This is a genomic window from Streptomyces sp. NPDC015220 (genome assembly GCF_043079345.1).
Taxonomy (GTDB): Bacteria; Actinomycetota; Actinomycetes; order Streptomycetales; family Streptomycetaceae; genus Streptomyces.
This window is the reverse complement of record NZ_JBIBUK010000001.1, coordinates 346,885-365,953: the sequence shown is the minus strand read 5'-3', so window position 1 is coordinate 365,953 and position 19,069 is coordinate 346,885. Positions and strand designations below refer to the sequence as shown.

Genomic DNA, 19,069 nt, shown 5'->3' with positions numbered 1-19,069 from the left:
TCGATCTCGTGCGGGTCCCGCGGTCCGCGTCAGAGGCCGAGCTCGACCTCGAACTCGCCCGCCTCCAGGATCGCCTTGACCGCCGTCAGGTAACGGGCCGCGTCGGCGCCGTCCACCAGACGGTGGTCGTAGGAGAGGGTCAGGTAGGTCATGTCGCGGACGCCGATGACCGTGCCCTCCTCGGTCTCGATCACGGCCGGGCGCTTGACGGTGGCGCCGATGCCGAGGATCGCGACCTGGCCCGGCGGCACGATGATCGTGTCGAACAGCGCGCCGCGCGAACCCGTGTTGGAGATGGTGAAGGTCGCGCCGGACAGCTCGTCCGGAGTGATCTTGCTGGCCCGGACCTTGCCCGCGAGCTCGGCCGTGGCCTTGGCGATACCGGCGATGTTGAGGTCGCCGGCGTGCTTGATGACCGGGGTCATCAGGCCCTTCTCGGAGTCCACCGCGATACCGATGTTCTCGGTGTCGAAGTAGGTGATGGTCCCCTCGGCCTCGTTGATCTTGGCGTTGATGACCGGGTGGGCCTTCAGCGCCTGCGCGGCCGCCTTGACGAAGAACGGCATCGGGGAGAGCTTGACGCCCTCGCGCGCCGCGAAGGAGTCCTTCGCCCGGGCGCGCAGCCGCATCAGGCGGGTCACGTCGACCTCGACCACCGAGGACAGCTGCGCCTGCTCGTGCAGCGCCTTGACCATGTTGTCGCCGATGACCTTGCGGATGCGCGGCATCTTGACGGTCTGGCCGCGCAGCGGGGAGGCCTCCAGGGCGGGGGCCTTCTTCGCGGCGGGCGCGGCGGCGGCAGCGGCCGGAGCCGGGGCGGCCTTCGCGGCCTCGGCGGCGGCGAGCACGTCCTGCTTGCGGATCCGGCCGCCGACGCCGGTGCCCTTGACGGCGGCCAGGTCGACGCCGTTCTCGGCGGCGAGCTTGCGCACCAGGGGGGTGACGTACGCGCCCTCGTCGGTCGCCTGGGCGGCCGGAGCGGGCGCGGCCGGGGCAGCCGCCGGAGCCGGGGCGGGCGCCGGGGCCGGAGCGGCCGGGGCCTGCGGGGCCGGAGCCGGGGCGGCGGGGGCCTGCGGAGCCGGGGCGGGCGCCGGGGCCGGAGCGGCCGGGGCCTGCGGGGCCGGAGCCGGAGCGGCCGGAGCCGCGGGGGCCGGGGCGGGAGCCTCGGCGGCGGGGGCCGGGGCCGGGGCGGCGGGGGCCGGAGCTGCCGCGGGAGCGGCGCCCGGGGCGCCGATGACGGCGAGCTTGGCGCCGACCTCGGCGGTCTCGTCCTCGCCGACCACGATCTCCAGGAGCACACCGGAGGTGGGCGCCGGGATCTCGGTGTCGACCTTGTCCGTGGAGACCTCGAGCAGCGGCTCGTCGGCCTCGACGGAGTCGCCGACCGACTTCAGCCAGCGGGTGACGGTGCCCTCGGTGACGGACTCGCCGAGCGCGGGCAGGACCACGTCCGTGCCCTCGGCGGAACCGGCGCCGGCGGCCGCCTCGGCGGTCGGCGCCGGGGCGGGGGCGGCCTGCTCGGTGGCGGGCGCGGCCGGGGCCTGGGCGGCGGGGGCGGCCGTCTCGGTCGGGGCCGGGGCCGGCTCGGGGGCGGCCTCGGTGGCGGGCGCCGGGGCGGCCGCGGGGGCGCCCGAGCCGTCGTCGATGACGGCCAGCTCGGCGCCGACCTCTACGGTCTCGTCCTCGGCGACCTTGATGGAGGCCAGCACGCCGGCGGCGGGCGAGGGGATCTCGGTGTCGACCTTGTCGGTCGAGACCTCGAGCAGCGGCTCGTCGGCCTCGACGCGCTCGCCCTCGGCCTTCAGCCAGCGGGTGACAGTGCCCTCGGTGACGCTCTCGCCGAGCGCGGGAAGGGTTACGGAAACCGCCATGGTTTCGGTTGCTCCTTACGAAGTGCGGAAGTCTGTGTCGTCGCGCCCGATGACTGAGGGCGTCAGTCGTGGGAGTGCAGCGGCTTGCCGGCCAGCGCCAGGTGGGCCTCGCCGAGCGCCTCGTTCTGCGTCGGGTGGGCGTGTACGAGCTGGGCGACCTCGGCCGGCAGCGCCTCCCAGTTGTAGATGAGCTGGGCCTCGCCGACCTGCTCGCCCATGCGGTCGCCGACCATGTGGACGCCGACCACCGCACCGTCCTTGACCTGGACGAGCTTGATCTCGCCCGCGGTCTTCAGGATCTTGCTCTTGCCGTTGCCCGCCAGGTTGTACTTCAGGGCGACGACCTTGTCCGCGCCGTAGAGCTCCTTGGCCTTGGCCTCGGTGATGCCGACGGAGGCGACCTCCGGGTGGCAGTACGTCACCCGCGGGACACCGTCGTAGTCGATCGGGACGACCTTGAGGCCGGCCAGGCGCTCCGCCACCAGGATGCCCTCGGCGAAGCCGACGTGCGCGAGCTGGAGCGTGGGAACCAGGTCACCGACGGCGGAGATGGTCTCGACGTTGGTGCGCATGTACTCGTCGACGAGGACGTAGCCGCGGTCCATGGCGACCCCGGCCTCCTCGTAGCCCAGGCCCTGGGAGACCGGGCCGCGGCCGACGGCGACGAGCAGGACCTCGGCCTCGAACTCCTTGCCGTCGGCGAGGGTGACCTTGACGCCGTCCTGGGTGTACTCGGCCTTCTGGAAGAAGGTGCCGAGGCTGAACTTGATCCCGCGCTTGCGGAAGGCGCGCTCCAGCAGCTTCGAGGAGTTCTCGTCCTCCACCGGGACCAGGTGCTTGAGGCCCTCGACGACCGTGACGTCGGCGCCGAAGGACTTCCAGGCGGAGGCGAACTCGACGCCGATCACGCCGCCGCCCAGGATGATCGCGGACTGCGGCACGCGGTCCAGGACGAGGGCGTGGTCGGAGGAGATGATGCGGTTGCCGTCGATCTCCAGGCCCGGCAGGGACTTCGGCACGGAACCGGTCGCCAGGAGGATGTGACGGCCCTGGATCCGCTGCCCGTTCACGTCGACGGAGGTGGGGGAGGACAGCCGGCCCTCACCCTCGATGTAGGTCACCTTGCGGGAGGCGATGAGCCCCTGGAGCCCCTTGTACAGGCCCGAGATCACGTCGTCCTTGTACTTGTGGACGGCCGGTACGTCGATGCCCTCGAAGGTGGCCTTGACACCGAACTGCTCGCTCTCGCGGGCCTGGTCGGCGATCTCGCCCGCGTGCAGCAGGGCCTTGGTGGGGATGCAACCCCGGTGCAGGCAGGTACCGCCGACCTTGTCCTTCTCGATCAGGGCGACGTCCAGGCCCAGCTGAGCCCCGCGCAGGGCCGCGGCGTAACCACCGCTACCACCGCCGAGGATCACTAGGTCGAAAACGGTGCTGGCGTCGTTCGCCACGTCACGTCCTCCATGCATGTGCGCCGTACGCCGGTCGTCGGTGACCGGCTGGCGGCTGGTGTCCGGCCGCTCGTTCTTCGGCCCTTAGGTGGGGGCCCTGTCCTGCCGGGCTCCATCTTCGCACTTGTCGGGGGCGAGCGAGACGCCGGGCCGGGGTGTGAGACGTGCCACCCGCGGGGCGCAACCGGACAAAACAGCCCCGGGCGCACAGGGCGCCCGAGGCCGTCGTGGCGGAGGGACGAACCTCAGCCCAGGTCACCCGCGGCGGTGAGCTCGGCGACGCGCACCAGCGTCCGCACCGCGGTACCGGTGCCGCCCTTCGGCGTGTAGCCGAACGGACCGCCCTCGTTGAAGGCGGGCCCGGCGATGTCCAGGTGCGCCCAGGTGATGCCCTCGCCGACGAACTCGCGCAGGAACAGACCGGCGACCAGGCCGCCGCCCATGCGCTCGCCCATGTTGGCGATGTCGGCGACGGGGGAGTCCATGCCCTTGCGCAGGTGCTCCGGCAGCGGCATCGGCCAGGCCTCCTCGCCGACCTCCCCGGCGGCCTCGTGGACCGCGCCGCGGAAGGCGTCGTCGTTGGCCATGACGCCGAAGACGCGGTTGCCGAGCGCCACCATCATCGCGCCGGTCAGGGTCGCGACGTCGATGATCGCGTCCGGCTTCTCCTGCGAGGCCGCCCACAGGGCGTCCGCGAGCACCAGCCGGCCCTCGGCGTCGGTGTTGAGCACCTCCACCGTCTTGCCGCTGAACATGCGCAGCACGTCACCGGGGCGGACGGCGGAGCCGGAGGGCATGTTCTCGGCCAGTGCCAGCCAGCCGGTGACGTTGACCTCCAGGCCCAGCCGGGCGGCGGTGACGACGGCGGCCAGCACGGCGGCGGCGCCGGCCATGTCGCACTTCATCGTCTCGTTGTGGCCGGCCGGCTTGAGGGAGATGCCGCCCGAGTCGTAGGTGATGCCCTTGCCGACGAACGCCAGGTGCTTCTTCGCCTTGGGGCTGCTGTACGACAGCTTCACCAGCCGCGGGGCCGACGCCGAGCCGGAGCCGACGCCCAGGATGCCGCCGTAGCCGCCCTTGGTGAGGGCCTTCTCGTCGAGCACCTGGATCTTCAGGCCGTTCGCCTTGGCGGCGTCCTGCGCGAGGGCGGCGAAGGCGGCCGGGTTGAGGTCGTTGGGCGGCGTGTTGACCAGGTCGCGGGCGCGGTTGAGCTCCTCGGAGAGCGCGAGGGCGCGCTCGACCGCGTCCTTGTGGGCGCGGTCGCGGGGCTTGCCGCCGAGCAGCACGACGTCGGCGAGCGGCGCCTTGGCGGGCCGGCCCTTGGCGTCCTTGCCGTTCTCCTTGTACGCGTCGAAGGAGTACGCGCCGAGCAGCGCGCCCTCACCGACCGCACCGACGGCCGCGGCGTCGGCGAGCGGCAGCGCGAACGCGGCCTTCTTCGCCCCGAAGAGCGCGCGGGCGGCCGTGCCGGCGGCCCGGCGCAGCGCCTCGGCGCCGTAGCCGGCGTCCTTCTCGGGCTCGGCGCCCAGGCCGACCGCCAGCACGATCGGGGCCTTGAAACCGGACGGCGCGGGCAGCTTCGTCGCCTCGCCCTCGGCACCGGTGGCGCCGAGGGTCTCCAGGACGACGGCGAGCCTGCCGTCGTACGCCGCGTCGACGGCCTCGGCGCCCGGTGCGACGACCGGGCCGTTGGCGCCCTTGGCGACACCGACGACGATCGCGTCGGCGCGCAGGCCGGGCACCGCGGCGGTGCTGAGAGTGAGAGCAGTCACGGTGGTGAAATCTCGCTTCCCTGTGGAATTTGGTGTGGCCGAATACGGGTGGGTCGACCGGCCCGACGACCGACCCTAGATGCCTCCTGCGGTGCGGTCTCCACCCGGGCGGGCAAATACCCGCCACGAGCCTACGCGCGTCGCCGTGCCGGTCGGACCGGCGGGCGGCCGCCGACCGGTGCCGCCGCGGTCCCGCGCGGTCGTCCGCGCGGCGGCCGCTGAGCGTGTGTCCGGGGCAACTCCCGGGGACGCGGGGCGGATCGGCGATGATCGTCGGGTGCACGTTCCCCCGCATCACCCCACGCCCCGCAGGTCGCGACGCCGGTTCCTCCCGGCCGTCGCGCTCCCGCTCCTGCTGCTCGCCGGCTGCGCCGGCCGGCCGGACGACGGCGGCGGTTCGCCCGCGGGCGGCGGCTCCGGCGAGGGCGGCGGTTCGTCCGCCGGCGCCGGACCGTCCGCCGACGCCCGCTGGCGGCCGCGCCCCGGCACGAGCTGGCAGTGGCAGCTCAGCGGCCGGCTCGACACCTCCGTCCGGGCGACGGTCTACGACATCGACGGCTTCGACCACTCCCGGGCGACCGTCACCGCGCTGCACCGCGCCGGCCGCAAGGTCATCTGCTACGTCTCCACCGGCGCCTGGGAGGAGTTCCGGCCGGACGCGGGGAAGTTCCCCAGGTCGGTGCTCGGCGAGGGCAACGGCTGGAAGGGCGAGCGCTGGCTCGACATCCGCCGTACCGACGTGCTGGAGCCCCTGATGGCGGCCCGCCTCGACATGTGCCGTGAGAAGGGCTTCGACGCGGTGGAGCCGGACAACATGGACGGCTACAAGAACCGCACCGGCTTCCCCCTGAAGGCGTCCGACCAGCTCCGCTACAACCGGCTCGTCGCCCGGCTGGCCCACGAGCGGGGCATGTCGGTGGGTCTGAAGAACGACCTGGACCAGATCCCGGAGCTGGTGGGGGACTTCGACTTCGCGGTCAACGAACAGTGCGCGCAGTACGGCGAGTGCGACGCGCTGAAGCCGTTCGTCGCGGCCGGCAAGGCGGTGTTCCACGTCGAGTACGAGCTGCCGACGAGCAGTTTCTGCGCCTCCTCCAGCCGCCTGCGCCTGAGCTCGCTGCTCAAGAAGTACGAGCTGGGGGTGTGGCGCCGGGCGTGCTGAAGCCGGGTCCGGCGGTGGTGCCGCGGCCGGGCCCGCCCGGGTTGCCGTAGCCCGGGCCGGCGGGTGGGCCGTAGCCGGGTCCGCCCGCGTGGCCACCGGTGGGTGGGCCGTAGCCCGGACCGGCGGGGTCGCCGTGGCCGGGGCCGCCGGTGGTCCCGTAGCCCGGATACGCGGGCGGGCCGTAACCGGGTCCGGTGGGCGGGTTGTGGCCCGGGCCGCCCGGTGTGCCGGGGGCGGGGGGCAGGCCGAGGCCGCTGACCACCGTGCCCGCGACCCGGTCGGCCAGCGACCGCCGGGCGGGCAGCAGCACCGGCACGGCGTTGAGCAGGAAGACCAGCACCGCCAGCAGCCACACCAGCACCGACAGCAGGAGGTGACCCTCGATCAGCAGCACGCAGGCGACGGCGTAGACGGCGACGTCGGCGGCGGTGGTGACGGCGGCCCGCAGCGCGGCCGGACGCGCCCGGCGCGCGGGGAACGGCCCGACGGGCGCGACCCGCAGGCCGAGCAGCCCCTTGCCGACCGTCCGCCCGGCCAGGGCGAGGCAGACCCACTGGTACAGGAAGGTGGCGAGGACCAGCAGCCCGAACGCCTCCTCGACGTACTGCACCGTCCTGTCCCACAGCGACAACCCGAACCGCTCCGAGGCGCCGAGGACGTCGCCGCGCGAGGAGAGCAGGTCCAGGCCGCTGCGGGTGGCGAGTTCCGGTACGTCGGTGACCAGCGCGGAGATCCGGTGGAAGGTGAGCACGGCCAGCACGCAGGCCGCCGCGACCACCAGCGCGAAGTCGATGAGCCAGGCCACGGCGCGGCGCAGCTTCAGCACGGACGTCCCCCCGATCGCGTGTCTGTTCGGCGGCCCAGACTAGCGGGGCGGCGCGCGCCCGCGGAGAGAGCGGCCCGGATCGTTTCAGCCCAGTGACACGAGGACCAGCGCGGTGGTGGCAGCCGTCTCGGCGAGGGCGCCGAAGACGTCACCGGTCACGCCGCCGAAGCGGCGCGTGCAGTGCCGCAGGAGGAGTTCGGCGGCGGCGAGCGCGGCGAGCACCGCGCCCGCCGAGAGCAGGGCGGGGCGCGTCCCGAGGCCGGCCCCGGCCGCGGTGGCCGCCGCCGTGACCGCGAGGGCGGCGCCGAGGGCGCCGGCGCCCGGGACCACGCCCGCGACCGCCGCGCCCAGCCCCTCGGGCCGGGCGGCCGGCACCCCGGTGCGGGCGGCCAGGGTGAGCGCCAGCCGGGCGGCGGTCGCCGAGACGACGGCGGCCAGGGCGCCCCGGGCCCACGAGTCGGCGTAGGCCTGCGCCAGGGCGGCCACCTGGGCGAGCAGCACGAACACGATGGAGATGACCCCGAAGGGGCCGATGTCCGACTGCTTCATGATGCGCAGCGCGTCCTCGGCGGGCTTGCCGCTGCCGAGCCCGTCGGCGGTGTCGGCGAGGCCGTCCAGGTGCAGGCCGCGGGTCAGCACGGCGGGCACGGCGGCGGTGGCGACGGCGGCGAGCAGCGGGCCCGCGCCGCAGCACAGCAGCAGCAGGCCCACGGCCGCCGCCGCCGCGCCGACCACCAGCCCGGCCAGCGGAGCGCACAGCATTCCGCCGCGCGCCGCCTCCCGGTCCCAGCGGCTCACCCGGACCGGGAGGACGGTCAGCGTTCCGAAGGCGAAGCGGAGGCCGGGCAGCGCGGGGGTCGAGGCGGGGGCGGACACGCGGGCAGCCTACGGGAGGGCCGCACGCCCGCGGACGGGCGGGCGGAGCTCGGGAGGGACGAAGCGTCCCGCGTCCGCCTCGACCGGTACCCGACGCCGCTGCGGTCGCCGCCCGCGTGCCCGGGCCGGGCCCGGCCGAGCGCCTGTCGCCCCGGCCGGCGCCGGGCGGCTCCCCGGCCCGCGGTCAGGGCCGGACCGGCGGCGGGCCGGACGCGCGGGCGGTCCGGCCGCCGGGCCCGGACCGGGAGCGGACGGCCCGGCGCCGCCCGTTCGGCCACCGGCGCCGGGCAGCGGACAGCGCGCACACCAGCGCCACGGCCGTGATCGCCGCCAGGTGTTCCCGGCCGGCCAGATTCTCCTTCAGTACCACCTCGACCACCATCGCCGCGGTCACCGCGGCCGCCGTGACGAAGGCGCCGTAGCGCAGGCCGACGTAGACCGCGAGCCCCACCACGGCGGCGGACGGGCCGGTGTCCACCACGTGCGCGTCCGTGCCGGGCAGGCCCAGCGGCCGGTGCGGGCCGAGCGCGACGCCGGCGCGCGCGTACAGGGTGCCGGCCAGCGTGGCGACATAGGCCACGGCGAGCGTGCGGCGCCGGCCCAGGCAGACCTCGGCGACGCCGAACACGCACAGGATCTGCGCCAGCGCGCCCCACACCGGCAGGTCCAGCGCCGGGACGAACAGCGACAGCGGGGTGCGCAGCAGCGCCAGCCACAGCGGGTCCTCGGCCCGTACCGCCCCGATCCGCTGCACGAGCCCGTACCCCCAGGGCCGGCTCTGCGCGAAGTGCAGCAGCGCGGTCAGGCAGACCGCGGCGAGCGTCGCCGCGACCGCCCGCGGCCCGCGCCCGGCCGGCGACCCGCGCACGGCGGCGTACAGCACTCCCCACTCGGCGCGGGCCCAGAGGGCGGGCCCGGTCACCGGGCGGTCCTCATCGGCGCGTCTCCAGCTGTCCGCGGCGCGGCCGCCCGGGCCGTCCCGGCGGTGCCAGGAACCCCTCCGCGCGCGCTGCCGCGAGGCCGATGCGCGGCAGGTCCGCGCTCTTCTCGAAGAGCAGGAACCTCGGCTCCCAGGCGGGCCGGTACTTGGCGTTGGCGCGGTACAGCGACTCGATCTGCCACCAGCGGGAGAAGAGTCCGAGCAGCGACCGCCACAGCCGGAGCACCGGACCGGCGCCGAGCCGCGCCCCGCGTTCGAAGACCGAACGGAACATGGCGAAGTTCAGCGAGACCTGGGTGATCCCGAGGTCCCGGGCGCGCAGCAGCAGGTCCAGCACCATGAACTCCACGATCCCGTTCTCGGCCCGCCGGTCGCGGCGCATGAGGTCGAGCGAGAGCCCGCACGGTCCCCAGGGCACGAAGGAGAGCAGGGCCCGCAGCTCGCCGCGGGCGTCGTGGCACTCCAGGACCGCGCACCGCCCGTCCGCCGGGTCCCCGAGCCGGCCCAGCGCCATGCTGAACCCGCGCTCGGTAGCCCCGTCACGCCAGTCGTCCGCCCGTTCGACCAGATAGGCCATCTCGTCGGCCGGGACGTCCTCGTGGCGGCGGATGCGCACCGTGTACCCGGCCCGGCGCACGCGGTTGTACGCCTGGCGCACGGTGCGCATGGCCCGTCCCTCCAGGCTGAACTCGGCGATCTCCACCACGGCCTCGTCGCCCAGTTCCAGCGCGTCCAGGCCGTGTCGCGCGTACACCGTGCCCGCCTCCTCGCCCGCGCCCACCACGGCCGGGATCCAGCCGTGCGCGCGGGCCTCGGCCAGCCACGGCCCGATCGCGCCCGGCCAGGCCTCCGGGTCGCCGAGCGGGTCCCCGGAGGCCAGGGACACCCCGCCCAGCACGCGGTAGGCGACGGCCGCCTTGCCGGTCGGCGACCAGATGACGCTCTTCTCCCGGCGCAGCGCGAAGTAGCCCAGCGAGTCCCGCTCGCCGTGCCGTTCCAGCAGCGCCCGCAGCCGCTTCTCGTCGTCCGCGGTGAGCGGGTCGACGGCGCGCCGGGAGCGGAAGGCGGCGTAGAGGACGGCCAGCACCAGGGCCGTGGACAGGACGTTGACGGCGACGTCAGCCCAGTTGGGAGTGGCGATGCCGGGGAAACGGGCCTCGGAGGCGGCGACCGACACCAGCCGCAGCGTGCCGTAGTGCCAGCGCTGGAGGTAGGACGAACGGGCCGCGTCCGGCGCCTGGTTGGTGACCGTCACCAGCAGGGTGGCGAGCGCCGAGGCCACCAGCAGCCCGGCCGCCGCGACGCCGGCGGCGAGCCGGGGGTTGGCGCGGTCGCCCCGGGCGTAGAACTCGCGGCGGCCCACCAGCAGCGCGGTGACGAACGCGGCGGTCAGCGCCAGGGAGATCCAGTTCTGCGCGCTGCCGCGGATCTCCGGGAACGTCATCGAGTACGCGAACAGCGCGAGGAACGGCCCGCTCAGTCCGAGGTTCAGGATCCAGGCGGCCCGCTTGCGCCGTCGCATGGTGACGGCCAGGAAGGCGGTGAACACGCCGGAGGCGAAGCCAGCGGTCAGCAGGTAGGGCGTGAACAGGTTCTCCTGGTTGTGCCGCCGCACGTCCTGGCCCAGGGACACCCAGACCGCGCTGAGGAAGTTGACGGACGCGACGGCCCGCAGGTACCAGACGGCGGACGCGGCGGCCCGCCGAGAGGCGGCGCCGCCGGCCGTCCGCGCGGTGCCGCCGGGACGCGCGGCCTTCCCACCGGGGCCCGCGGCGGCGCCGACGGGCCCCGTCGTGTTCGCGGCGGGCCGTCCCGTGCCGGTCGTGCGGGGCGCGTCCCGCACCTGGCGCGCCGCGAATCGGGCATCTCCCATGAAGATCGATCATATGGGCGCCACCCCGGCGGAACGCTCTTTTCCGTTCCCGGCGGGTGACCGGCCGCCTGCCGTCGCGGCCGGGTCAGGCCTCCTCGGCGTGCTCCGCCTCCGCGCCCCCTTCGACGTCCTTCCCGTCCTCCTCCGGCCGGGCGGGCGTCTCGGGCAGCTCCGCCGCCAGCGCCGCCGCGGCCTGGACCAGGGGCAGGGCCAGCAGCGCGCCCGCGCCCTCGCCGACCCGCACCCCGTGGTCGAGCAGCGGCTCAAGGGCCATCCGGTCCAGCGCCTTGGCCTGCCCCGGCTCCCCGCCGGCGTGCCCCGCCAGCCACCAGTCGGGCGCCCGGAACGCCACCCGCTGGCCCACCAGCGCGCACGCGGCCGAGACCACGCCGTCCAGGATCACCGGCAGCTTGCGCACCGCGCACTGGAGCAGGAAGCCGGTCGTCGCCGCGAGGTCGGCCCCGCCCACCGCGGCCAGCAGCCGCAACTGGTCCCCGAGCACCGGCCGCGCCCGGCGCAGCGCGTCCCGGATCGCGGCGCACTTGCGCATCCACGCCAGATCGTCGATCGGCTCCCCGCCGCGCCCGGTCACCACGGACGCGTCCGTCCCGCACAGCGCCGCGACCAGCACGGCCGCCGGGGTGGTCCCGCCCACGCTCACATCGCCGAGCACCACCAGGTCCGTACCGGAGTCGGCCTCCTCGTCGGCCACCGCGACCCCGGCCCGGAAGGCGGCCTCCGCCTCCTCGAGCGTCAGCGCGTCCTCGACGTCGATGCGCCCGCTGCCGCGCCGCACCCGGTGCCGTACGACGTCCGCGGGCAGCGCCTCCGGCGGGCAGTCCAGCGCCATGTCGACCACCCGCACCGGCACCCCGAGCCGCCGCGCCAGCACGGACACCGGCCGCCCGCCGTCCAGCACCGCCCGCACCAACTGCTCGGCGCCGCCCGCCGACCGCGCCGACACGCCGTGCCGGGCGATGCCGTGGTCGCCGGCGAAGAGAACGACCCGCGGCCGTTCGACCGGCCGCACCGGCACGGCGCCCTGCGCCGCGGCCAGCCACTCACCCAGGTCGTCGAGGCGGCCCAGCGCGCCGGGCGGCACGCTCTGACGCTCCCGGCGCGCCTCGGCATCACGGCGCACACCGCCGTCGGGACGCTCGATCAGATCGGTGAAGTCGTCGAGATTCAGCGAGCTCATTCGCCGAACAGTACCGGCCCCGGTCGGACACGGCCGAGCCACGTCGCCGCCACACCCGTACGGCCTCTTCCCGCCCGGGAGCGTGATCCCATACGTTCCCTTTGATGTGAATTGTCGTCGGTGGGCGGGTCGGTGCGTCCCGGCCGTCGTACGACCCGACGCACCACCGGGAGCCGCCCATGCCGCCCCTGCCGTACGCCCCGCGGGTCTACGACCCCCGTCGCATCGCGTACGCCGCCGAACTCGCCCGGGGGACGGACCGGTTCCACGAGCCGCGCCGCACCGACTGCCCCTGGTGCGGCTCGGCCCGGCTGCGCACCCGGCTGCGCGCCCCGGACCTGCTCCAGCGCAAACCCGGCACGTTCGCCCTCGACCAGTGCCGGGACTGCGGGCACGCCTTCCAGAACCCCCGGCTCACCCCGGCGGGCCTGGCCTTCTACCACCGGGACCTCGACGAGAGCGACCCCGACGGTCTCCCGGACCCGGTGCTCGCCGCCCGCCGCAGCCACCGCCGGCACCGCGGCGACGCACGCCTGCTGCGCGACGTGGGGGAACCGGAGAGCTGGCTCGACGTCGGCACCGGCCACGCCCACTTCCCGGCCGCGGCGCGGGAGGTGTTCCCGTACACCTCCTTCGACGGCCTGGACCCGACCCCGCGCGTGGAGCGGGCCCGGGCGGCCGGGCGGATCGAGGAGGCCCACGTCGGCCATCTGGCCGACCCGCACATCGCCGCCCGCCTGCGCGGGCGCTACGACGTGGTCAGCGTCTTCCACCACCTGGCGCACGCCCCGGACCCCCGCGCCGAACTGCGCGGGGCCCTCGCCGCGCTGCGCCCCGGCGGCCACCTGCTGATCGAGTTGCCCGACCCGCGCAGCGCGTTCGCCCTGCTGCTGGGCAAGTGGTGGCTGCCGCACGGCCAGCCCCGCCACCTGCACCTGCTGCCCCTGCGCAACCTCCGCGCGGAACTGGAGTCGGCCGGCTGCACGGTCCTCGTCACCGACCGCCGGACCCCGCACACCCCGAACGACCTCTCGGCGGCCCTCGCCCTGGCCTTCGCCCGCCTCCTGCCCGCACCCGACGCGCCGTGGCGCCACACCCCGCCGTCCGCCCTCCAACGCGCCCTGCGCGCCGTCCTGTCGGCCGCGACCGGCCCCCTGGTGGACGCCGCGTCGGTGGTGGACCTCCTGCTGTCCCCCCTGCTGCGCCGTACTCCCGGTCTGTCCAACGCCTACCGCGTCGTCGCCCGGAGGGACGTCGCCTGACCGCCCCCCGCTCCGGCGCGGCGCCCGGCCCGCGCCGCCGCCCCGGCCCCCGTCGCCGTCCCCGCCCGGGCACCGGCCCCGGCGGCCCTCACCCGCGCAGCACCAGCGGCTGGCCGGCCACCACCAGCAGCACCTGCTCGCACTCGGCGGCGAAGGCCGCGTTCAGACGGCCGAGTTCGTCGCGGTAGCGGCGGCCGGAGGCGGTGGCCGGGACGATGCCCGAGCCGACCTCGTTGGAGACGGCGACCAGGGTCCGGGAGGTGGCCCGCACGGCGGCCGTCAGGGCGGCCACCCGTTCCCGCAGGGCCCGCTCGCCGCCGTCCGCCCACTCGGCGTCGTCCCAGGCGCCCACCGAGTCCATCGCGTCCGTCAGCCACAGCGACAGGCAGTCGACCAGGAGGGGAGGGCCCTCCTGCGCCAGCAGCGGAACCAGGTCGCACGTCTCCGCGGTACGCCACGAGCCCGGCCGCCGCTCCCGGTGCGTGGCGACCCGGGCCGCCCACTCGGTGTCCCCGCCCCGGGTGCCGCCCGTGGCGACGTACAGCACGCCGGGGAAGGCCTCCAACCGCCGCTCCGCCTCCACCGACTTGCCCGACCGCGCCCCGCCGAGCACCAGCGTGCGCCGGGGCACGTCCGGTACGTCCTCGTACGCCCCGACCGTCAGCGTCGTGCCGTCCGGCACGGTCCGCGCGCCCGCCGCCGCGAGCCGTCGGCGCAGCTCGGCCCCCGGCGGCACGTCGTGGTCCAGATGGACCGCGACGACGTCCGTGGCCGGGCCCACCGCGCCCACCGCCCGCAGCTTCGCCAGCGCGTCCGGCCGGCCCACGACGTCCGCGAGCACCATGTCGTACGTCTCCGCCGTGTCCTCCTCCAGACCGGCCGGCGCGCCGCCCGGCGGCAGATACAGCAGGCGCAGCCCGTCCGGTCCGGTCACCGCGTACCCGGTGCCCGGCGAGTCCATCGCCACCGCCCGCACCCGATGGCCCGTCAGCAGGGCCAGCTCACGCCCGTCCGGCACCCGGCCGGGCCGCGGCAGCCCGGCCGGCACCTCGACCGCGGGCCCGTCGTGCGGGTGCGTCAGCAGCACCTGGGCCACCCCGCCCAGCGAGCTCCCGGCGCGCGCGGCCGCCAGCGCCGCGCCGGGGACCAGGTCCAGCAGCAGAGCCCCGTCCACGAGCAGCGCGGTCGCCGCCCGGGCGTCCGCGCCGAGCGCCGTCGCGCAGGCCGCGCAGGGGCAGTGGGGGCGGGGAAGCCCCGCGGGGGCACCGGTGCCGAGCAGAGTCACGTCCACGGACCCGATTTTCCCGTGTCGCCGCGGGTCTTGCGCACCCGGCTAGGCTGCGGGCAGGAGCCGGACCAAGATCCGGCTCCCGCTGTGCAGTGTGCTCACATCAGGGAGGCGTACATGGCGGCATGGACGTGGCGGTTCGAGGCGGCCGACGGGACGGAGGTCCAGCCCGCGGTGCAGCCGGAGGAGTTCACCACGCAGGGCGACGCCGAGTCCTGGATCGGGGAGAACTGGAAGGCCCTGCTCGACGGCGGCGCGGACCGGGTGCGGCTGTTCGAGGACGCGACGGAGATCTACGGCCCGATGAGCCTGCACGCCGACGGCGCCGAGGCCTGAGGCCGCGGCCCGCCGCGGCCGGGACCAGGCCGGGCTGCCCGGTCCGGGCCGGTCGGGTTCGGGCCGTGGTCCGGATCAGGCCGGACTTCCGGGTCCGACCCGACCCGGTCCGGTCGGAAGTACCCGGTGCCCCTCGTCCGGACCACGCCGGGCTCGTGGGGCACGGCCCGGCCCGGCGGAGGGCCGGTGCCCCGGGTGGGCGGGGCGGCGCCGGCCGCCGCCCCGCCCACCCGTCGCCTCACTGCTCGCCCAGCGTCACGGCCACCGTCCGCCGTGCGCCGTCGCGGGTGAACGTCACGGTCGTCCGCTGCCCCGGCCGGTCGGCGGCCAGCGCCTCCGACAGCGAGGTGATCGTGGTGATGCCGGTGCCGCCCAGCCGGGTGATGATGTCCCCGACCCGGATGCCGGCCCGGTCCGCCGCGCCGCCCGCCTTCACCTCGGCGACGGCGACCCCGGCGGGCTGGTAGGCCGAGTCGACGACGGTCCGCCCGGTGATGCCGAGCGCGGCCCGGCCGGAGTCGACGACCTTGCCGTACTTCACGATCTGCCCGGCGATCGTCTTCACCATCGACGCCGGGATGGCGAAGCCGATGCCGGGCGCGGCGCTGCCGCCGAGCTGGGGATCGGTGGCGGCGAGCGTCGGGATGCCGATGACCTGGCCGTCCAGGTTCACCAGCGCGCCCCCGCTGTTGCCCGGGTTGATCGCGGCCGACGTCTGCACCATGTTCGCGATCGTCGCCCCCGTGCCGCCACCGCCCTGTCCCTCGCTGACGGTGCGCCCGGTCGCCGACACGATGCCCTGGGTCACGCTCGACGACAGCCCGAGCGGAGAACCCATGGCCAGCACGATCTGCCCGACCTCGACCTTCTCCGAGTCGCCGAAGGAGGCCGCCTTCAGCCCGTGCGGCACCTTGTCCAGCTTGACCACCGCGAGGTCCTGCTCGGGATAGGAGGAGACGAGGGTGGCGGTGAACGTCGCCTCGCTGCCGGCCGTGGTCACGTGGAACCGCTTCTCGTTCCCCACGACGTGCGCGTTGGTGACGATGTGCCCCTTGTCGTCGTACACGACCCCCGACCCCAGTTCGTTGCCGGCCTGGATCTGCACGACCGACGGCAGCACGTCCCTGATCACCCTGAGGTAGTCGTTCTGGAGGTCGTTCGCGCTCCGGGGCGCGACCGCCGGCCGGCCGCCGGGGACGTCCTGGGTGGCCGACGCCCCGTCCTTGGTCCCGGAGGCCGCCTCCTCGGGCGCCGTCGGGCCCTCGCACCCGGACAGCAGCGCGGCACAGCAGACGGAGGCGGTGAGGGGACCGGTCAGCCGGCGCGACAGGGCCCGGGCACGAGAGACGTCCATGATCCGAGTCTGGCCCCGTACCGCGCACCGGGCCCGCGAAGCTCACCCGAACGAGCGCCGGCGCGGCGGCCGGGCGGTGAGTGGCCGCGACGGTCCGGCGGTGAGTGGCCGCGACGGTCCGGCGGTGTGCGTCCGCCGGAGTGCTGCCGGTGGGCTGGGACCGTGCGGTGATCCGGCGGTGCGTGCTCGCGACGGATCGGCGGTGGGCAGCCCCGGAGGCGGTATCGGCGGGCCGGGACCGTGGCGGCCCGGCGGTGCGCGGTGGCCGATGAGCCCGGCGGTGCGCGGTGGCCGATGACCGGTCGTACGCGGCCGTGGCCGCGGTGGCCGGGGTACGCGATCGCGGCCGTCCGGCGGTCTCAGCCGCGGACCCCGCACAGGTGCAGCAGGGCGGCCACCGAGCGGTACGGGTCCGTGCGCCCGGCCCGCTCCTCGGCGTCCAGCAGCGCCGTCATGTCGGCCGGCGGCTCCGCGCCGTCCGCCGCCGTGTCGGTGAAGACCCGCACCCCGTACCAGGCGTGCAGCGGCGCGCCGATCCCGGCGAGGGTCGCCGTCAGATCGGCGAGGCGGTCCGCCCGACCGTCCGGCCCCAGAGGGGCGGGGGTCCCCCCGTTCGAGTCCGTTCGAGAATGGGGGAGGTGCGCCGTCGCGTCGAACGCGGCCAGCGCCCCCGCCCAGTCGCCGGACAGGCCGGGCCGCAGCGCCAGCGCGTCGCCGTTGCGCACCAGCAGCGACAGCAGACCGCCCGGTGCCAGCATCCGGGCCAGCCCGGCGAGCAGCGCGTCCGGCTCCTCGACGTACATCAGCACGCCGTGGCACAGCACCACGTCGAAGCCGCCGGGCAGGAAGTGCACCCCGGTCTCCTGGCCGTCGCCCTCGACGATCCGCATCCGCTCCCGGATGCCCTCCGGCTCGCCGGCCAGCGCCGCGCGCGCCGCGGCGATCATCTCCTCGTCGCGCTCCAGACCGGTCACCTGATGACCGGCCCGCGCCAGCCGCAGCGCCTGGGCGCCCCGGCCCATCCCCACGTCGAGCACCCGCAGCCGCTGCCCGACCGGGAACCGTCCGGCTATCTGCTCCTCCAGCTGCCGGGCGACCAGCTCCTGCCGCACGGCCTCGCGCAGTCCGCCCGGCCCGTGCGGCCGGACGTTCGCGCCACCCCCCGGGAAAGCGGTCGTACTCAGGGCCGCTCGCCCCGCTTGACCTGCGGCTTGGGCAGCCTCAGCCGTCGCATCTGCAGGGAGCGCATCAGGCCGTAGGCGACCGCGCCCTTCTTGTTCTGGTCCGGGAAGCGCTCGGCGAGCCGCTTCTTCAGCCGGAAGCCGCTGACCACCGAGTCCAGCACGATCAGGACGATCACCACGAGCCACAGCAGCAGCGCGACGTTCTGCAGGTAGCCCACCCGCACCATGCTCAGCACGAGGATGACCACGGCCATCGGCAGGAAGAACTCCGCGATGTTGAACCGCGAGTCGATGAAGTCGCGCGCGAACCGGCGCACCGGGCCCTTGTCCCGGGCCGGCAGGTAGCGCTCGTCGCCGCTCGCCAGCGCCTGGCGCTGCCGCTCCATCTGGACGCGGCGCTCCTCGCGCTGCCGCTTGGCGGCGTCCTTGCGCGTCATCGACGTGGTGGCGACACTGCGTCGCTGGGACTGGGCCTCACTCCGCTTCGGGGTGGGACGGCCCTTGGGGGCCTGCGGGTCACGGGGCTGCTTGGAGATGCTCACCGGCGCCTTGTCGGCGGCCGGGGCCTTCTCTTCCTTGGCACGGCTACGGAACACAAATCCCAAGGGTAAGGGTTTGACCCGCATGGACCACAGCCCGGCGGGGAACGATCCGGCAACACCGGTCGTCTGTAGGAGGACAGGGGGACGGCGCGCCCGGGCGGTCCGGCGGTCCCGGGGGTCACCTACTCCCTGCGCCGGAGCGGAGCAGTACGCAGTCGTCCTTGGGGATGACCGCATCCGCTCCCGAACAGTGCGGTAATGGATGCAGGGCCCGTACTGTGGGTTCTGTCGCAGAGCTGTGAGCTGGAGTCCGTCAGAAGGGGGCGCGCGAAGCCCATGAGCGGTGTCATGAAGCGTATGGGGATGATCTTCCGCGCGAAGGCGAACAAGGCCCTTGACCGGGCCGAGGACCCGCGCGAGACCCTCGATTACTCCTACCAGAAGCAGCTCGAGCTGCTGCAGAAGGTGCGCCGCGGCGTCGCCGACGTCGCGACCAGCCGCAAGCGCCTCGAGCTCCAGCTGAACCAGTTGCGGCAGCAGTCCGGCAAGCTGGAGGACCAGGGCCGTAAGGCGCTGGCGCTGGGCCGCGAGGACCTGGCCCGCGAGGCGCTCTCCCGCCGTGCCGCGCTCCAGCAGCAGGTGACGGACCTGGAGACGCAGCACTCCACCCTCCAGGGCGAGGAGGAGAAGCTCACCCTGGCGGCTCAGCGCCTGCAGGCCAAGGTGGACGCCTTCCGCACGAAGAAGGAGACCATCAAGGCGACCTACACCGCCGCCCAGGCGCAGACCCGGATCGGCGAGGCGTTCTCCGGCATCTCCGAGGAGATGGGCGACGTCGGCCTGGCCATCCAGCGCGCCGAGGACAAGACCCAGCAGCTCCAGGCCCGCGCCGGCGCGATCGACGAACTGCTCGCCTCCGGCGCCCTGGACGACCCCACCGGCATGGCCAAGGACGACATCGCCGCCGAGCTGGACCGGCTCTCCGGTGGTACGGATGTGGAGCTGGAACTGCAGCGCATGAAGGCCGAGCTGGCCGGAGGCTCGCCGCAGCAGGCGATCGAGGGCGGCCAGGGCCAGGCGCAGCCCCAGCAGCAGCCGCAGGACACCCCCCGCTTCGACAAGCAGTGAGCCACC

The 19,069-nt window shown here is 75.2% G+C and carries 16 protein-coding genes; 4 read left to right on the top strand and 12 right to left on the bottom strand.

Annotated features, from left to right (window positions below; genetic code table 11):
• Positions 1-29: 29 nt before the first annotated feature.
• From sucB to ACF061_RS01940, 3 genes are all read right to left on the bottom strand, one after another.
• On the bottom strand, positions 30-1,871 hold the full coding sequence (gene sucB, locus ACF061_RS01950) for a 2-oxoglutarate dehydrogenase, E2 component, dihydrolipoamide succinyltransferase (protein ID WP_392264826.1): 1,842 nt from the start codon (positions 1,869-1,871) through the stop codon (positions 30-32).
• 62 nt (positions 1,872-1,933) lie between these two features.
• Positions 1,934-3,322 (bottom strand): dihydrolipoyl dehydrogenase, encoded by a 1,389-nt coding sequence (gene lpdA, locus ACF061_RS01945; protein ID WP_392264825.1) that lies wholly within the window; start codon positions 3,320-3,322, stop codon positions 1,934-1,936.
• Positions 3,323-3,567: 245 nt separating this feature from the next.
• Entirely contained in the window at positions 3,568-5,094 is a 1,527-nt protein-coding gene (locus tag ACF061_RS01940; protein ID WP_392264824.1) for a leucyl aminopeptidase, read from the bottom strand.
• 277 nt (positions 5,095-5,371) lie between these two features.
• Here ACF061_RS01940 and ACF061_RS01935 point away from each other — a divergent pair, with 277 nt between their 5' ends.
• Positions 5,372-6,256, top strand: coding sequence for an endo alpha-1,4 polygalactosaminidase (locus ACF061_RS01935; RefSeq protein ID WP_392264823.1), 885 nt, complete (start codon positions 5,372-5,374; stop codon positions 6,254-6,256).
• On the opposite strand, the gene ACF061_RS01930 is transcribed toward ACF061_RS01935, so the two are convergent.
• From ACF061_RS01930 to cobT, 5 genes are all read right to left on the bottom strand, one after another.
• Positions 6,216-7,082 (bottom strand): RDD family protein, encoded by an 867-nt coding sequence (locus ACF061_RS01930; RefSeq protein ID WP_392264822.1) that lies wholly within the window; start codon positions 7,080-7,082, stop codon positions 6,216-6,218. The genes ACF061_RS01935 and ACF061_RS01930 overlap by 41 nt on opposite strands.
• Positions 7,083-7,166: 84 nt before the next feature.
• On the bottom strand, positions 7,167-7,958 hold the full coding sequence (locus tag ACF061_RS01925) for an adenosylcobinamide-GDP ribazoletransferase (protein ID WP_392264821.1): 792 nt from the start codon (positions 7,956-7,958) through the stop codon (positions 7,167-7,169).
• Between the two features lie 184 nt (positions 7,959-8,142).
• Positions 8,143-8,880, bottom strand: a complete 738-nt coding sequence (locus ACF061_RS01920; RefSeq protein WP_392264820.1) for a hypothetical protein — start codon at positions 8,878-8,880, stop codon at positions 8,143-8,145.
• Between the two features lie 10 nt (positions 8,881-8,890).
• Complete coding sequence (locus ACF061_RS01915; RefSeq protein WP_392264819.1) at positions 8,891-10,771, bottom strand: phosphatidylglycerol lysyltransferase domain-containing protein; 1,881 nt, start codon at positions 10,769-10,771, stop codon at positions 8,891-8,893.
• 85 nt (positions 10,772-10,856) lie between these two features.
• Positions 10,857-11,969, bottom strand: coding sequence for a nicotinate-nucleotide--dimethylbenzimidazole phosphoribosyltransferase (cobT, locus tag ACF061_RS01910; RefSeq protein WP_392264818.1), 1,113 nt, complete (start codon positions 11,967-11,969; stop codon positions 10,857-10,859).
• Between the two features lie 179 nt (positions 11,970-12,148).
• On the opposite strand from cobT, the gene ACF061_RS01905 reads away from it, so the two are divergent.
• Complete coding sequence (locus tag ACF061_RS01905) at positions 12,149-13,231, top strand: class I SAM-dependent methyltransferase (protein ID WP_392264817.1); 1,083 nt, start codon at positions 12,149-12,151, stop codon at positions 13,229-13,231.
• 88 nt (positions 13,232-13,319) lie between these two features.
• On the opposite strand, the gene ACF061_RS01900 is transcribed toward ACF061_RS01905, so the two are convergent.
• Positions 13,320-14,522: a bifunctional adenosylcobinamide kinase/adenosylcobinamide-phosphate guanylyltransferase gene (locus ACF061_RS01900; RefSeq protein ID WP_392264816.1), complete on the bottom strand. Its 1,203-nt coding sequence runs from the start codon at positions 14,520-14,522 to the stop codon at positions 13,320-13,322.
• 114 nt (positions 14,523-14,636) lie between these two features.
• Between ACF061_RS01900 and ACF061_RS01895 the strand changes: the two genes are divergently transcribed.
• On the top strand, positions 14,637-14,855 hold the full coding sequence (locus ACF061_RS01895; RefSeq protein WP_392264815.1) for a hypothetical protein: 219 nt from the start codon (positions 14,637-14,639) through the stop codon (positions 14,853-14,855).
• A 238-nt stretch (positions 14,856-15,093) separates the two neighbouring features.
• Here ACF061_RS01895 and ACF061_RS01890 read toward each other — a convergent pair whose 3' ends face one another.
• The 3 genes from ACF061_RS01890 to ACF061_RS01880 form a co-directional block, all read right to left on the bottom strand.
• Entirely contained in the window at positions 15,094-16,209 is a 1,116-nt protein-coding gene (locus tag ACF061_RS01890) for a S1C family serine protease (RefSeq protein WP_392264814.1), read from the bottom strand.
• A 359-nt stretch (positions 16,210-16,568) separates the two neighbouring features.
• Positions 16,569-17,309, bottom strand: coding sequence for a methyltransferase domain-containing protein (locus ACF061_RS01885; RefSeq protein ID WP_392265368.1), 741 nt, complete (start codon positions 17,307-17,309; stop codon positions 16,569-16,571).
• Between the two features lie 80 nt (positions 17,310-17,389).
• Positions 17,390-18,019 carry a DUF3043 domain-containing protein gene (locus tag ACF061_RS01880; protein WP_392264813.1) on the bottom strand — a complete coding sequence of 210 codons (630 nt, stop codon included), beginning with the start codon at positions 18,017-18,019 and terminating at the stop codon, positions 17,390-17,392.
• A 252-nt stretch (positions 18,020-18,271) separates the two neighbouring features.
• Between ACF061_RS01880 and ACF061_RS01875 the strand changes: the two genes are divergently transcribed.
• Positions 18,272-19,063 carry a PspA/IM30 family protein gene (locus tag ACF061_RS01875; protein WP_392264812.1) on the top strand — a complete coding sequence of 264 codons (792 nt, stop codon included), beginning with the start codon at positions 18,272-18,274 and terminating at the stop codon, positions 19,061-19,063.
• The last annotated feature ends 6 nt before the right edge of the window (positions 19,064-19,069 follow it).